The sequence below is a fragment of the Romboutsia sp. genome, assembly GCF_035470145.1.
Lineage (GTDB): Bacteria > Bacillota > Clostridia > Peptostreptococcales > Peptostreptococcaceae > Romboutsia_D.
The window spans coordinates 18,788-34,183 of record NZ_DATIRC010000440.1; the positions used below are offsets into that span (position 1 = coordinate 18,788).

The 15,396-nt window shown below is 29.1% G+C and carries 12 protein-coding genes; 3 read left to right on the forward strand and 9 right to left on the reverse strand.

From position 1 onward, the window contains the following. Nucleotides 1-98: 98 nt before the first annotated feature. The 6 genes from sigF to VLM92_RS17190 all read right to left on the reverse strand — a co-directional run bounded on the left by sigF (nucleotide 99) and on the right by VLM92_RS17190 (nucleotide 6,575). Entirely contained in the window at nucleotides 99-863 is a 765-nt protein-coding gene (gene sigF, locus VLM92_RS17165; protein WP_325277536.1) for an RNA polymerase sporulation sigma factor SigF, read from the reverse strand. Between the two features lie 26 nt (nucleotides 864-889). Then, nucleotides 890-1,318 carry an anti-sigma F factor gene (gene spoIIAB / locus VLM92_RS17170; RefSeq protein WP_325277537.1) on the reverse strand — a complete coding sequence of 143 codons (429 nt, stop codon included), beginning with the start codon at nucleotides 1,316-1,318 and terminating at the stop codon, nucleotides 890-892. Nucleotides 1,319-1,331: 13 nt separating this feature from the next. Then, nucleotides 1,332-1,667 (reverse strand): anti-sigma F factor antagonist, encoded by a 336-nt coding sequence (gene spoIIAA / locus VLM92_RS17175; RefSeq protein WP_325277538.1) that lies wholly within the window; start codon nucleotides 1,665-1,667, stop codon nucleotides 1,332-1,334. Nucleotides 1,668-1,751: 84 nt separating this feature from the next. After that, nucleotides 1,752-3,728, reverse strand: a complete 1,977-nt coding sequence (locus VLM92_RS17180) for a molybdopterin-dependent oxidoreductase (protein WP_325277539.1) — start codon at nucleotides 3,726-3,728, stop codon at nucleotides 1,752-1,754. 125 nt (nucleotides 3,729-3,853) lie between these two features. Next, on the reverse strand, nucleotides 3,854-5,485 hold the full coding sequence (locus tag VLM92_RS17185) for a DEAD/DEAH box helicase (RefSeq protein WP_325277540.1): 1,632 nt from the start codon (nucleotides 5,483-5,485) through the stop codon (nucleotides 3,854-3,856). A 130-nt stretch (nucleotides 5,486-5,615) separates the two neighbouring features. Further along, the gene (locus tag VLM92_RS17190) at nucleotides 5,616-6,575 is read right to left on the reverse strand and encodes a calcium/sodium antiporter (RefSeq protein WP_325277541.1); all 960 of its coding nucleotides are present in this window, start codon (nucleotides 6,573-6,575) and stop codon (nucleotides 5,616-5,618) included. 323 nt (nucleotides 6,576-6,898) lie between these two features. Here VLM92_RS17190 and pflB point away from each other — a divergent pair, with 323 nt between their 5' ends. Beyond that, on the forward strand, nucleotides 6,899-9,130 hold the full coding sequence (gene pflB / locus VLM92_RS17195) for a formate C-acetyltransferase (RefSeq protein ID WP_325277542.1): 2,232 nt from the start codon (nucleotides 6,899-6,901) through the stop codon (nucleotides 9,128-9,130). 402 nt (nucleotides 9,131-9,532) lie between these two features. After that, nucleotides 9,533-10,273: a pyruvate formate-lyase-activating protein gene (pflA, locus tag VLM92_RS17200; protein WP_325277543.1), complete on the forward strand. Its 741-nt coding sequence runs from the start codon at nucleotides 9,533-9,535 to the stop codon at nucleotides 10,271-10,273. A 59-nt stretch (nucleotides 10,274-10,332) separates the two neighbouring features. On the opposite strand, the gene thiI is transcribed toward pflA, so the two are convergent. Both thiI and VLM92_RS17210 read right to left on the reverse strand, forming a co-directional pair. Next, nucleotides 10,333-11,505, reverse strand: a complete 1,173-nt coding sequence (gene thiI / locus VLM92_RS17205; protein ID WP_325277544.1) for a tRNA uracil 4-sulfurtransferase ThiI — start codon at nucleotides 11,503-11,505, stop codon at nucleotides 10,333-10,335. Between the two features lie 109 nt (nucleotides 11,506-11,614). After that, the gene (locus tag VLM92_RS17210) at nucleotides 11,615-12,766 is read right to left on the reverse strand and encodes a cysteine desulfurase family protein (protein WP_325277545.1); all 1,152 of its coding nucleotides are present in this window, start codon (nucleotides 12,764-12,766) and stop codon (nucleotides 11,615-11,617) included. Between the two features lie 1,009 nt (nucleotides 12,767-13,775). Between VLM92_RS17210 and VLM92_RS17215 the strand changes: the two genes are divergently transcribed. Continuing rightward, nucleotides 13,776-14,771, forward strand: coding sequence for an asparaginase (locus tag VLM92_RS17215; protein ID WP_325277546.1), 996 nt, complete (start codon nucleotides 13,776-13,778; stop codon nucleotides 14,769-14,771). A gap of 85 nt (nucleotides 14,772-14,856) precedes the next feature. On the opposite strand, the gene VLM92_RS17220 is transcribed toward VLM92_RS17215, so the two are convergent. Beyond that, nucleotides 14,857-15,291: a 3'-5' exonuclease gene (locus tag VLM92_RS17220; protein WP_325277549.1), complete on the reverse strand. Its 435-nt coding sequence runs from the start codon at nucleotides 15,289-15,291 to the stop codon at nucleotides 14,857-14,859. Nucleotides 15,292-15,396 lie beyond the last annotated feature (105 nt).

Below are 15,396 nucleotides of genomic sequence, written 5' to 3' on the forward strand. Positions count from 1 at the left end.
AAAAAAAATAAACCTCTAATTTTCATATAAGAATTAGAGGTTTATTTTTTATTTACTAGATACTTTAAATATTTTTCATAATTTTAATTTTCATAAATCTAGCTAATGTATGATTTTAATTTTGATAACACTTTCTTTTCTATTCTAGATACTTGTACTTGTGATATATTGAGTAATTCACCAATTTCACTTTGAGTTTTATCTTCAAAATATCTAAGCATTATAATCTGTCTTTCTCTTTTTTCTAACTTACCTAATACTTCTTTAAGCAAGAGATTATCTATTACCTTTTCTTCTTCACTTTCTCCCTTCATGCTTATTTTATCTATTAAGCATATTGGGTTACCTTCTTCCTCGTGGATTACACCATGTAGGTACTCTACTGAAAAATTAGATTCCATCGCCATTACTAAATCTTCTTTTTCTACATCTAATTCTTTTGCTAATTCTTCTATACTTGGTTCTCTTCCTAGTTTCTTAGTCAAGACTTCGCTTTGTATTTTAGCTTTTATAGCTATTTGTTTAAGAGATCTTGAAACCTTAACCATACCATCATCTCTTAAATATCTTTTTATTTCACCTAAAATCATAGGCACCGCATAAGTTGAAAATTTTACATTAAACTTAGGATCAAATTTATATATAGATTTCATCAGCCCTATCGAGCCTAATTGAAATAAATCATCTCTATCATAACCTATATTTAAAAACTTTGTAACAACACTTCTAACTAAACCTAAATTACTAGATATTAAAATTTCTTTAGCCTCTTCATCTCCGTGTTGAACTTTATCTATTAATTCTAATGTCTCTTCATGGCTAAGCAATACTCTTTTTTCTTCTTTTCTTGCAGTTATCCCCATAATAAAACCTCTATTCTTTTTGGACTTTATTTAGGTAAGTTTATTTTTTTTGTCATAACAATTTTAGTTCCATCATTTTTTATTGAACTTACCGCTACACCATCCATAAAACTTTCCATAACAGTGAATCCCATTCCTGATCTTTCAAGCTCTGGCTTTGATGTATAAAGTGGTTGCATAGCCATTTGAACATCTTCTATACCATTTCCTCTATCTTCTACTACAATTTTTATTATATCTTCTTTTATCTCACATCTTAAATATACAAACTTTGATTCATCTTCATCATATGCATGTATGATTGCATTAGTTACAGCTTCAGATACTGCTGTTTTTATATCTGCTAATTCATCTAGTGTTGGGTCTAATTTTGCTGCAAAAGATGCAACTATAACTCTCGCTAAGCTTTCATTTTCAGACTTGGCAGAAAATTTAACTTCCATAATATTACTCATAATATATTCCCCCTTACAAAGAACTTACTACTTCTTCATATGTATCATAAATACCTATTATCTTATTCATCCCTGATAAATCAAAGATTTTTTTCACTCTAGCATTTACGTTTACTACTGATACTTTTCCACCTTCATTGGAAATCTTTTTATATCGCCCTATAATTACACCTATACCTGATGAATCCATGAAATTAATATTTTTAAAATCAAATATTATATTTTTAACTGGCTTTGAAATTAGTATATTGTCTATTTCATCTCTAACTTCATTAGTTATATGGTGATCTAGTTCTGTAGACATGAATTCTATTAATAGATTTTTTTGGTCTAAAGAATATTTTATCATTAGTATGCCCCCTTACTATCTTCAAAAGTATTAACTTCTAATCAATTCTATTAATTATCTCTTTTATCCTTCAATGAAATTTAACTACTTTTGTTTTATTATGTCTACGAAAGTTTCATTATAAGTCACTTGTCCACCCATATCAGATATTCCACTATCTGTTATTAAATTTGGATTACCATGTTTTTTCCACCATCCAGCATACATCTTTACAATATAGTTACTTACACTATTATCGATATTCATTTCTACATTTATTATAGCATTTTTAGATTTTAGACTTACAACCTCATTATTCTCTATATTTAATTTTATTGCCATTTTTTCATTAATATATGCTTTTGATATTCCTTTTTTATCCATAAAGTGTTGGCTAGCTATTGCATCTTTAGCATGATTGGTTAAAAGCCTAAATTTATTTTCTTTTTTTAAACTTACATATACAGGAATTCCACTTAAACCATCCATCTGTGCTTGCTTTGAATATAATTCAAATTTCCCTGATGGAGTTTCAAATCTTTTATTTTCCCATGCTATTGGATTATGTATTGTAACATAGTCATTTTTGATTTTTTCTAAATCTATATCTAAATCATATTTTTTTAAAGGTTCTACTACTTTTGTTAAATATTCAAATTTTGATACTTTGGGATATTGTCTTAGTTCCATTTTGGTTGCTAATTCTCTAAAGAAATAATATTCATCCATTAGCTTATTTTCAGGTTCTACTGCCTTTTCATTATAAATTATATATGGATTAGTCATAGAGCTAAAAATAATATCTTCACTTTCTAGTGTATTTGTACATGGTATAAATAAATCACAGGCGTTAGCTGTATCTGTCATGAACATATCAAAACATACTTTAAATTCTACCTTTGACATAGCTCTTTCTAATTCACTAAGATTAGCTAATTGATTTAATAAGTTACTTTTTGTTATAACTGCCATTTTAACAGGTATTCCATCTTTTCTTTCATCCAAAGAATCATTAATAAAATCACTTATTTTACTTACATAAAACTCTCTATTATTGGCATATTTTTCACTATTGTAAGGATCTAAGTTTAATACCTTTGGGTACACCATATTTGCATAATTTACTCCGCCTCCACTAAATCCTATTTGTCCTGTAATTGCACCTAGTGCATCTATTGACCTTATTGTATTCCCACCATTTCTATATTTTTGCATGCCATATCCAATATAAATTGTACTATATTTCTCACTATATAATCTTACTAATTCTCTTATTTCAGTTTCTTCTACCCCACACTCACTTATTAAGTACTCCAAATCCAAACTATCAATATATTTTCTAAATTCTTCAAATCCAAATACATAAGAATTTAGAAAGTCTAAGTCATGTAAATTTTCATTAATTATTATCTTAATCATCGCCAAAGCCAAAGCACCATCTGTCCCCGGATTTATTCTTATGTACTTATCTGCCATCTTTGCAGTTGACGTAAATATAGGGTCTATAACTATTAATTTACTTCCATTTTTCTTTGCTTTGTTTATCATTTGCATAGTATGTATAGTTGTATAAGATGGATTTTTTCCCCATACGAATATATTTTTACTATTTAAAATATCATCAATTGAATGTGATCTTATATCTCCAAAATCATATTTTTGAGCTTTTATACCTGCACTCCAACAAGGACCCCCTTTTTGAACGCTTGCACCTCCATAAAAATTAAAAAATATTCCTCCTATACTTTTTAAAACGGAACCACTACCATATTGTTCATAATACATGATAGATTTTGCCGAGTATTCTTCTTTATAATATTTTAATTTATCCGATATTATTTCTATAGCTTTTTTAAAACTAATTTCATGCCACTCATCATTAACTTTTAAAAGTGGAGTATATATTCTATCCTTATGATTTAATCGATCTAAGTGCGCTTTTCCCTTTTTACATATAAAACCTTTAGTATATGCATGATTTTTATCACCTTCTATTTTAAGAACCCTGCCATCTTCTACATATACATTAAACTTACAACTATCAAAACAATCTAGTGTACATCCATGGCTTAATATTTTCATGTAAACTATTCCTCCAAATGTAATTATTACTATTATATTAATTTTAATATAATTATTTGTAAAGACTACATTCTTTTGTAAACGCAAAAAAGGTATGATTAAAATTAATCATACCTTTTTATTAACTATTTCTTTTTTCTATTAGCTTGTTCTATGTTTATCTTGTTACCTTTTATTTGTATATCTTTCATTTTTTCTAATACTTTTTTTGCATTTTCCTTAGGAACTTCAACGAAAGTATACTTGTCATATATATCTATTGTTCCAACTAATTTACCAGGTATTCCAGCTTCTCCAGCTATAGAACCTACTATATCCTTAGCTTGAACTCTTTGGTTTCTACCTACGTTTATGAATAATCTAACCATTCCTTCTTGAGCTCCAGTAGTTCCTCTACGTTCTCTACGTTCTCCACGTTCTCTACGTTCTCTTGGCTTTTCTTCAACTATTTCTTGTTTTTCTTCACCTAAAGCTAATTTTAAAAGGGCAGCAGCTACATCTACTGTACTATAATCTGCTTCAGAATCAGCACAGAAGCTTTCTATCCATTGTAATTGCTTTGTTAAGTGACCAGCTTCTATAACTTCTTTAACTTGGTTAAAGAATGCATTAACTTTCTTTTCTTCAACATCTGCTATTGAAGGTATATCATGCTTAACTAATTTAGTTTTAGTATATCTTTCTATGTCTCTCATTTTTCTCATATCTTTACCAAATACGAAAGTGAATGATATACCATTTCTACCAGCTCTACCAGTTCTACCGATTCTGTGTACATAGTACTCTTCATCTTGTGGTAAATCATAGTTAAATACTGCTTCAACATCATCAACATCTATACCTCTAGCTGCAACGTCTGTAGCTACTAATATATCTATTGTTCCGCTTCTGAATTTATCCATAACTATATCTCTTTGAGTTTGCTTTAAATCCCCGTGTAATGCATCTGCAAAGTATCCTCTAGCTTGTAAATCACTAACTAATTCATCTGCTCCTCTTTTTGTGTTACAGAAAACAACAGATAATTTAGGATTATAAACATCTACTAATCTACATAATACTTCTAATTTATTAGATGATCTAGTTTCTATATAGTATTGCTTTATGTTAGGAACTGTAAGTTCTTGTCTAACAACTTTTATATGTTGTGGGTCATTTTGATATTTTCTAGTTAAATCTAATATCCCCTTTGCCATAGTAGCTGAGAAGAAAGTAGTTTGTCTTTCTTCTGGAGTCTTGCTTAATATCATCTCTATATCTTCCCTGAATCCCATATCTAACATTTCATCTGCTTCATCTAATATAACCATTTTTACGTTATCCATTTTTAATGTCTTACGATTTATATGATCTATAACACGACCTGGAGTACCTATTACAACTTGAACTCCACTCTTTAATGATTTTATTTGTCTATCTATTGGTTGTCCACCGTAAACAGGTAAAGTTTTTACTCCGTGCATATACTTACCTATTTTTCTTATTTCAGAAGAAACTTGTATAGCAAGTTCTCTAGTTGGACAAAGTACTACTGCTTGTAAGCTTTTATCCTTTTGATCTACCATTTCTAATATTGGTATACTAAATGCTGCTGTTTTTCCCGTTCCTGTTTGAGCTTGTCCTATAACATCTTTCCCTGATAAAATCACAGGTATAGACTGTGCTTGTATCGGAGATGGTTCTTCAAATCCCATTTCTATTACTGCTCTTTTTATATCGTCGCTTATCGGTAAATCTTCAAATTTTATTGTGTTCATATATTATTTCCTTTCCGTTATCAATTTTCCTTGATTTATCTATTATATATTGTTTTTAGGTAATATGCAATTAGTATTTTGTCCCTTAAATGTATATAATATTCACGACGATATAAATTTAAACTTAATATTACAAAGCAATATACATGAAATATAGTGTAGTCATATATGTAAAATATATCATAAGCATCAGTAGGCCTTGCCATCTATATAGCTTATCTTTTTTAATAGTAGGCAATATTAATATTAGTAATAATAGTATCATAAATGGAAAGTCTATTTTCATAGTCTGAGATAGTATAGGTATATTATTAGGTATAGCTGAAATGCCAATTACAGAAACTATGTTTAATATATTAGCACCTAAAATATTTCCTACTGATATTGCATGATGTTTTTTCTTTATTGCTGTTATAGATGAAACTAGTTCTGGCAAAGATGTTCCAAGAGCTATGACTGTAAGGCTAATTACTCCTTGTGGTATTTTACAAAACTGTGCTATCTTGACTCCATTATCCACAAGCAATTTTGATCCAAATACCATCATTACTAGCCCAATTACAAAGAATATTCCTATCTTTAATCCTTCTGTAAGAGTAGTATTCTTTGTATTTCTCATTGATTTATTATTTTTCTTATTGTCATCTGCAACACTTTTGTAATTGCTATACATATATACACCCAACATTGCTAAAAGTATAATTCCATCTTTTTGATTTATGTTTCCATCTAAACCTAATAGTATCATTATTACTACTGATATTAAAAGTAAGATAGACTTTGAGAAAAACATATTTTTATCTACTTTAAATGGGCTTATAAATGCTACTAGTCCTAAAACTAAGCCTGTATTACAAATAATTGAGCCTATTGCATTACCTAAACTCATAGTAGTGTGTCCATCGAATGATGCAAATAAAGATACTGTAAGTTCTGGCAATGTTGTTGCAAAACTTACTATTGTAGCGCCTAGTATTAGTTCAGATATATTAGTTTTCTTTCCTATTATAACTGTATAGTTTATAAATACATCTGCTCCTTTGCTAATTAGTATAAAACCAAGCAAAAATAGTAATACTATAATAAACATAAAATCCCCCCTCCCCTATATAACTATAGATATTCAAAATTTGTACATATATGCTATAGATTTTTTAAGTTTCATATTTAAATTTTTTTATATTGTTATGTTTGAATATGGGAATGTATGGGTATTTATATGAACATAACAATATAAAATGAAAGTTAATCACCTAAAAAACGACAAATTTTAAAGAAATGTTGTATACAAAATACCCTTTCTATGTTATGATTATATTGTTTAAAAAATATCTAGCTAGATTTTATATATATATTCAAAACAAAATTAACTTTTACAAATTTAAACCTGACTTAACTAAGGAGGCTATTCAAATGAACGCATGGCAAGGATTTAAAGAAGGTAGATGGACTAAAGAAATAGATGTTAGAGGGTTCATCCAAGCAAACTACACTCCATATGAAGGAGATGACTCTTTCTTAGCTGGAGCTACAGAAAACACTAAAAAATTATGGGATCAAGCTATGGCTTTATTCAAGCAAGAAAGAGATAACGGTGGTACTCTAGATGTTGATACAAAAACTGTATCTGCTATAGATGCTTACGCTGCTGGGTACTTAGATAAAGAAATAGAAACAATAGTTGGTTTCCAAACTGATGCTCCTTTAAAAAGAGCTGTTATGCCATACGGTGGTGTAAGAATGGTTGAAGCTTCTTGTAAAGCTTACGGATACGAATGTGATCCTCAAATAAGTGAGATATTCTCTAAGTACAGAAAAACTCATAATCAAGGTGTATTCGATGCTTACACTGCTGAAATGAGAGCTGTTAGAAAATCTGGTATAGTAACTGGTTTACCAGATGCTTACGGTAGAGGAAGAATAATAGGTGACTACAGAAGAGTTGCTTTATACGGTGTAGATAAATTAATACAAGATAAAATAGTTCAAAAAGATTCTTTAGAGGTTTCTTACTTAGACGAAGGAACTATAAGATTAAGAGAAGAAATATCTGATCAAATAAGAGCTTTAGAAGCATTAAAAAGAATGGCTGCTGCTTACGGATTTGATATATCTAAGCCAGCTACAAACTCAAAAGAAGCTGTACAATGGTTATACTTCGGTTACTTAGGTGCTATAAAAGACCAAAATGGTGCTGCAATGAGTTTAGGTAGAACTTCTACATTCTTAGATATATACTTCGAAAGAGATTTAGCTGCTGGAACTATAACAGAAGAAGAAGTACAAGAAATAATGGACCACTTCGTTATGAAATTAAGAATGGTTAAATTCTTAAGAACTCCTGATTACAATGATTTATTCTCTGGAGACCCAACTTGGGTAACTGAAGCAATAGGTGGTATGGGTGTTGATGGTAGAACATTAGTAACAAAGAACTCATTCAGAATGTTAAATACTTTATATACTCTTGGAGCATCACCAGAACCAAACTTAACAGTATTATGGTCTACTCAATTACCTAAAGGATTCAAAGACTTCTGTTCAAAGGTATCTATAGATACAAGTTCTGTTCAATACGAGAACGATGATTTAATGAAACCTTACTGGGGAGATGACTACGGTATAGCTTGTTGTGTATCTGCAATGAAGATAGGTAAGCAAATGCAATTCTTCGGAGCTAGAGTAAACTTAGCTAAGACATTATTATATGCTATAAACGGTGGGGTTGATGAAAAATCATTAGCTCAAGTTGGACCAAGATTCGAACCAATAACTTCTGAATACTTAGATTATGATGAAGTAATGGCTAAATTCGAACCATTCACTGATTGGTTAGCAAACTTATATGTAAATACATTAAACGTAATCCACTACATGCATGATAAGTATTCTTATGAAGCATTAGAAATGGCTTTACATGATAGAGATGTATTCAGAACTATGGCTTGTGGTATAGCTGGTTTATCAGTAACTGCTGACTCATTATCTGCTATAAAGCATGCTAAAGTTAAAGCTATAAGAAATGAACAAGGAGTAGCTGTTGACTTCGAAATCGAAGGTGAGTACCCAATGTACGGAAACAATGATGACAGAGTTGATGCTATAGCTTGTGAATTAGTAGAAAGCTTCATGAACAAAATAAGAAAGAACAAAACTTATAGAGATTCTTACCATACTCAATCAATACTTACAATAACTTCAAACGTTGTTTACGGTAAGAAAACTGGTAACACTCCTGATGGAAGAAGAGCTGGACAACCATTCGCTCCAGGTGCTAACCCAATGCACGGAAGAGATAACAGTGGTGCTTTAGCTTCATTATCTTCAGTTGCTAAGTTACCATACGAACATACTCAAGATGGTATATCTAACACATTCTCTATAGTACCAGGTGCTTTAGGAAAAGATATGACTGAAAGAGTTAACAATTTATCAGCAATGATGGATGGATACTTCGGAGATGGAGCTCATCACTTAAACGTTAACGTATTTGATAAAGCTACTTTAGAAGATGCTATGGAACATCCAGAGAAATACCCACAATTAACTATAAGAGTTTCAGGATACGCTGTAAACTTCATCAAGTTAACTAAGGAACAACAATTAGACGTTATAAGCAGAACATTCCACGGAAAAATGTGCTAATTATAAACTCTAAATTCTTACATCAGATAATTTAATAATCAATAATCAAAGTATATAATTTTTTCAGAGTGTAAGTCTCATCAACTTACACTCTTTTTTTATCTTCAATACCTCTATTCTACTTTGTTTATGCTTTATATATTACTTATTTAAATCTTAATTTTTATTACTACTACTCTTCTATCTTATCAATCTCTTTTATATCTAATTTAACTTACTAAGTATTTTAAGTTTTAATTATGAAATTACTGGGTATATATAAAATGTTAAAAGTTAGTTATGTAGTTTTTATGGACTTTACATAAATAATATCATATAATATATTGGTAAATAGTTTTTGTATACAGTATATTATATATTTAAATAAATTTAATTTTAAAATCAACTTATGAGGTGAATATTATGGTTAAAGGAAGAGTACATTCAATAGAAACATTCGGAACAGTAGATGGTCCTGGAATAAGATATATACTATTTTTACAAGGATGCCCATTAAGATGTAAGTATTGCCACAATAGAGATACTTGGGATACAAAAGGTGGAAAAGAATATACAACAGACGAAATAATAAATCAGGCACTTAAATATTCTTCATATATGAAGTTCTCTGGTGGAGGTATAACTGCATCAGGCGGTGAATCTACGCTACAACCTGAATTCTTAACTGAATTATTTGCTAAGGCTAAGAAAAATGGAATACACACTTGTTTAGATACTTCTGGATTTGTAAATATAGATACGGTAGATCCAATACTTGATAACACTGATCTTGTTTTACTTGATTTAAAACATATGGTAGAAGAAAAGTCTAAAGATTTAACTGGTGTTGGGGTTGAAAAATCATTAAAATTAGCTAACCATTTAGCTGAAAGAAATATACCAGTTTGGATAAGACATGTTCTTGTTCCTGGTGTTACAGATGATATTGAAAACTTAGAAAAACTAGGAAAATTTGTTTCTACCTTAAATAATGTTGAAAGATTTGAATTATTACCTTACCATACTCTAGGTGTTCATAAGTGGGAAAACATGGGTATCGATTACGAACTTAAAGATATTGAAAATGCCACTGATGAAGATATAGAAAAAGCTACTAAAGTCATAGAACAATTCGGTGTTAAAGTATTTAATAAAAGTAAATAGTTAATCAAAAAGCCTAAGCGTACATTATCTGCACGTTTAGGCCCTTTTATTTTATATAATTAAAATTCTAAATCTTCTACTTCTATATTATCTATAGCATCTTGTATTAATTTTTCTACATCTAATTTACTTTCTGACCTCTCTATTCTATCTAGCTTAGGTTTAGTTACTGGTTTTTTTGGAGAGAAAACTGTACAGCAATCTTCTTCTGGTAAAATAGATGTTTCAAATGTTCCAATTCTTTGAGCTATATCTATTATTTCTGTTTTATCCATAGCTATAAGAGGTCTAAATACAGGCATGCTTACAGATGCATCTGTACAAGTTAATCCTTGTATTGTTTGAGATGCAACTTGTCCTATACTTTCTCCTGTAACTAAAGCTTCACAGTATCTCTTTTCTGCAACTCTTTGTGCTATTTGCATCATAAATCTTCTTGATATTATAGTCATTTCTTCTTCTTTACAGTTTAATCCTATAGCTTTTTGTATCTCTAATATATTAACTTTGTGTAATCTGACTCTTCCACAATATTTAGCTAATATTTTTGCTAAATCTCTTACTTTTTCTTGAGATTTTTCACTTGTAAATGGGTAACTGTGGAAATGTATTGCTTCTAATTCCATACCTCTTTTAGCTACCATCCATGAGGCTACAGGACTATCTATACCTCCTGATAGTAAAGACATTGCTCTTCCATTAGTTCCAAGTGGTAATCCTCCATGACCAGGTACAGTATCACTATATACCATTACATGGTTTTCTCTTAATTCACACTTTATTTTAACTTCTGGATTTCTAACATCAACTGCTATCTTATCTTTAACTTGAGATACTAAATATCCGCCTATATCTAAACTCATTTGTTGAGACGTTAATTCAAAGTTTTTATCTCCTCTTCTAGATTCAACCTTAAAAGACTTAGCCCCTTGATCTATTTTTTCTTCTAACATTTTTAGTGCTAATTCTTTTAATTTGTTATAATCTTTTTCAGCTCTTACAGCTGGGCAAACTCCTACTATACCAAATACTTTTTTTACTTCTTCTATCACTTCTTCATAATCAAAATCTTCTAAATCCACATAAATTCTTCCGTATTCTTTATATACATTAAATTTACCGATTGGCTTTAATATATTCTTTACATTTTTTATTAACTTATTTTCGAATATATATCTATTTTTACCCTTTACACCTATTTCACCGTATTTAACTATTAGTATATTATACAAATGTATCACCTCTTATTTTTATTTAGTCAAAACCTAATGTATTTAATATCATATTGAGATTTTTGAGCAACGGTCCTGTTTTTTGAGCCATGTGTGAGCGAAGTAAATTTTATCTTCTTCTTATTATCATTCTTAAATCACTTACAGATTCTTTTACTATTTTTACTGCCTCTAATATTTCTTCTTCTGTGTTTAAATCTGATAAACTAAATCTGATAGCTCCTTCTATTTCATCTTGAGTAAGTTGCATTTCATTTAATACATGGCTTCCCTTTTTCTTAGATGAACAAGCAGAACCTGTTGATACATATAGTCCTTTTTGCTCTAAATAGTGAAGTAAAACTTCTCCTTTTATTCCTCTAAATGAAATATTTAACACATGGCATACTCCATCTTCTGGAGAGTTTAACTTTATATCATCTATATTTTTTACTATTTCATCTTTAAGTAAATTTTTTAATCTATCTATTTTTTTTATATTGGAATCTAAATCCTTATTTATTATATTTACAGCTTCTCCTAAACCATATATTCCTGGCGTATTTTCAGTACCTGATCTTATTCCTATTTCTTGACCTCCACCTGTTAACATAGGCTTTAATCTATTATTTTCTTTTATATACATAAATCCAATACCTTTAGGACCATGGAACTTATGTCCACTAACACTCATAAAGTCTATATTATATCTTGATGGTCTAAAATTAATTTTAGAGTATGATTGCACTGCATCTACATGTAAATATACTTTTTCACTTAAAGATTTAAGGTACTTTCCTACCTCTTGTATCGGCTGTATAGTCCCTACTTCATTATTTACATGCATTATACTAACTAAGCACGTAGTAGCTTTTATAGCCTCTTTAAGTTCATTTATATCTATTTTTCCTTGTTTATCAACTTTTAGATATGTAACTTCACATCCTTCATTTTCTAAATCTTTAAGTGTATTTAGTACTGAAGGATGTTCTATAGTTGTAGATATTATATGATTTTTTCTTTTTTTATGTAAATTCACTATACCTCTTATTATAGTATTGTTAGCTTCTGTACCTCCAGATGTAAAGTATATCTCTTTGTCCTTTGTTCCCATTGATCTAGCTATATTTTGTCTTATCAACTTTATATTTTTCTCAACTTCAATACCTTTTCTATGTAGTGAAGATGGATTTGCATAATCTGTATTCAGTGCGTAAACTACTTTATCTATCACTTCTTGATATGGCCTTGTTGTAGCACTATTATCTAAATATATCTCCATATACTGCACCAACTTTCTATTCTATGTATCATTTGTATATAAATAGGAACTTACTAAATTCCTTATATTATCATTAATTTACTTGTATTTATTATTTCCAAATTTATAGTTTATTTATCAAAGCAACCAAAAAATTTAGTTTCTACTCTGTTAAATCGTAAGCATACTATATTTAGTATTTATTGAGTTTTGTAATTTGAGCTTAAATTATTTATATCTTATTTAAAACTCACATCCTTTTATTATATCACTTTTCACTGTTTTTTTTAATATTTAATAAATAATATTAACAAATATATATGATTATTATTATTATCTTGTATTTTATATATATTAATAAGTTTTTTTATTTTTTTTTGTATAATTGTAAATATTTTCAATTTATTATGGTAAAGTATTGCTTTTTCTGTCGAATTTTGATATTATTAATATATGGTTATCCCCCTGATAACCTTAGTAAAATCTCTATTCCCAATACCCCTTTTAAATGAATATTTTTATTCATTTATAACCTACTTCACGATCGGAAAAGAAGTAGGTTTTATTTTTTTGTAAAATAAATTTTATAGATAATTTTATTATACAACTCAAATCTAGTTATATCTAATCAAAGCTTACAAATAATTATCAATATATCTTTATATAAATAATTATTTAATAATAAATTATTTTTCAAAAACTATTGCTTTTTCTGTCGAATTTTGTTATTATTAATACATGGTTATCCCCCTGATAACCTTAATTAAAATCTCTATTCCCAATACCCCTTTTGAACGGATAGACTTTATATCCATTATGCTAAGTTGACAACGGAAGTTTACTTAGCAAAAAAAAAGAGCTTCCCCGAGCTCTTTTTTTTATTTTCTTTAATAATATGTAAATATTAAATCTTACTTAAAAACAATTCACTATTTTTCAATCTAAATTTAACATAATAGACCTATCTAGGTTTTTTTTGATATAATATAAATATAATATATATTCATATGTCTTAAAGGAGGTTCTATATATGACTAAAAAGAAAAAAGTTGCCATAGTTTTTACAGGTGGAACTATATCTATGACAGTAGATGATAAAATTGGTGCTGCTATCCCTACTTTATCTGGTGAACAAATTATGTCAATGGTAACTAACATTGATAAAGTTGCCGAGGTAGAAGTTCTTAATTTTGATGAAATCCCTGGTCCTCATATTACACCAAAAAGAATGATGGAGCTAAAGGATTATGTAAATAATTTGCTTATAAGAGAAGATATCGCTGGAGTTGTTATTACTCATGGTACAGATAGTTTAGAAGAAACTGCTTATTTCCTAGATTTAACTATAACTAGTATAAAACCAGTTATAGTTACTGGAGCTATGAGAAGTAGCTCTGAACTTGGATACGATGGTCCTAGTAATTTATCTGCTGCAGTTTGTACAGCTATTTCTAATGAAGCTGTTGATAAAGGCGTTCTTGTTGTTTTAAACAATGAGGTTATGTTAGCTTCTGAAGCTACTAAAACAAATACCTTATCATTAAATACATTCCAAGCTTTAGGCTCTGGTCTTTTAGGTATAATAGACTGTAATGAACTTGTACTATCTAAAAATATCAGCTCTAGAACAATAATTGATACTGATAAAGTAGAATCGAAAGTTGCCTTATTCAAGTGTGCAGTTGGAATGGATGCCGATTTCATAAAATTAGCTACTGATAATGGGTATAAGGGAATAGTTATAGAAGCTATGGGTAGAGGAAATATACCACCTCAAATGTTTGAAGGTGTAAAATATGCTAGAGAAAATAATATACCAGTTGTTATAGTTTCTAGATGTCACTCTGGTAGAGTTTTTGATAGTTATGGATATTTAGGTTCTGGAAGAGATTTAAGAAATCTTGGATGTATATTCGGAGGAGATCTTCCAGGTCAAAAAGCTAGAATAAAACTGATGTTAGCTTTAGGTAAGACTGATAATCTAAGTGAAATAAAAGATTTATTTGAAAAGGGTATTTATTATTAAATTTTATCAAAATTAAATAATTATTATTTAAAAGCCTCCTTGATATCATGATATAATTATGAATTCCAAAGAGGCTTCTTTTATTTTATATTTTCCATATCATTCCCTTAGTGAGACAGACTTTATAATCAAGAACCCTATCTCCATCTTTAAATTTTACTTTAATAGAGTTTCCTTCTATCTGTATAATCGTACCTTCTCTAAATCTCTTATGATATATTTTTTCTCCTATAGTTGTTTCTTGCATTTCTTTATTAGTTGGAGCTTTTATATCATCAATAAACCTTGATTTAGATACTTTTTTCCCATATTTGTTAATCGGAGAGCTTATATATAAATTTTTTTCTGCCCTTGTAATAGCTACATACATAAGCCTTCTCTCTTCTTCTATTTGCTCCGTCTTCTTTTTTTCATCCTCTATATCATAAGATTTTTCATGGGGAATAGTTCCTTCATTAGTTCCTATTATATATACATTTTTAAACTCTAACCCCTTTGCACTATGCATAGTTGTGAAAATTACCCCATCTGTATTGAAGTGATTTTAAAAACTCTTAAAAATAAAAATTGAACATCTTGGTTATGTTTAATGTTTACTTTTGGAACATAAAAATAGCTTGCATGA

What these genes read in the sequence shown, in the direction of transcription:
- pflB (WP_325277542.1), top strand. Translation starts at nt 6,899, where the DNA reads ATGAACGCATGGCAAGGATTTAAAGAAGGTAGATGGACTAAAGAAATA.
- VLM92_RS17210 (WP_325277545.1), bottom strand. Translation starts at nt 12,766, where the DNA reads ATGGAGATATATTTAGATAATAGTGCTACAACAAGGCCATATCAAGAA.
- VLM92_RS17190 (WP_325277541.1), bottom strand. Translation starts at nt 6,575, where the DNA reads ATGTTTATTATAGTATTACTATTTTTGCTTGGTTTTATACTAATTAGC.
- sigF (WP_325277536.1), bottom strand. Translation starts at nt 863, where the DNA reads ATGGGGATAACTGCAAGAAAAGAAGAAAAAAGAGTATTGCTTAGCCAT.
- VLM92_RS17180 (WP_325277539.1), bottom strand. Translation starts at nt 3,728, where the DNA reads ATGAAAATATTAAGCCATGGATGTACACTAGATTGTTTTGATAGTTGT.
- VLM92_RS17185 (WP_325277540.1), bottom strand. Translation starts at nt 5,485, where the DNA reads ATGAACACAATAAAATTTGAAGATTTACCGATAAGCGACGATATAAAA.
- VLM92_RS17215 (WP_325277546.1), top strand. Translation starts at nt 13,776, where the DNA reads ATGACTAAAAAGAAAAAAGTTGCCATAGTTTTTACAGGTGGAACTATA.
- spoIIAA (WP_325277538.1), bottom strand. Translation starts at nt 1,667, where the DNA reads ATGATAAAATATTCTTTAGACCAAAAAAATCTATTAATAGAATTCATG.
- pflA (WP_325277543.1), top strand. Translation starts at nt 9,533, where the DNA reads ATGGTTAAAGGAAGAGTACATTCAATAGAAACATTCGGAACAGTAGAT.
- spoIIAB (WP_325277537.1), bottom strand. Translation starts at nt 1,318, where the DNA reads ATGAGTAATATTATGGAAGTTAAATTTTCTGCCAAGTCTGAAAATGAA.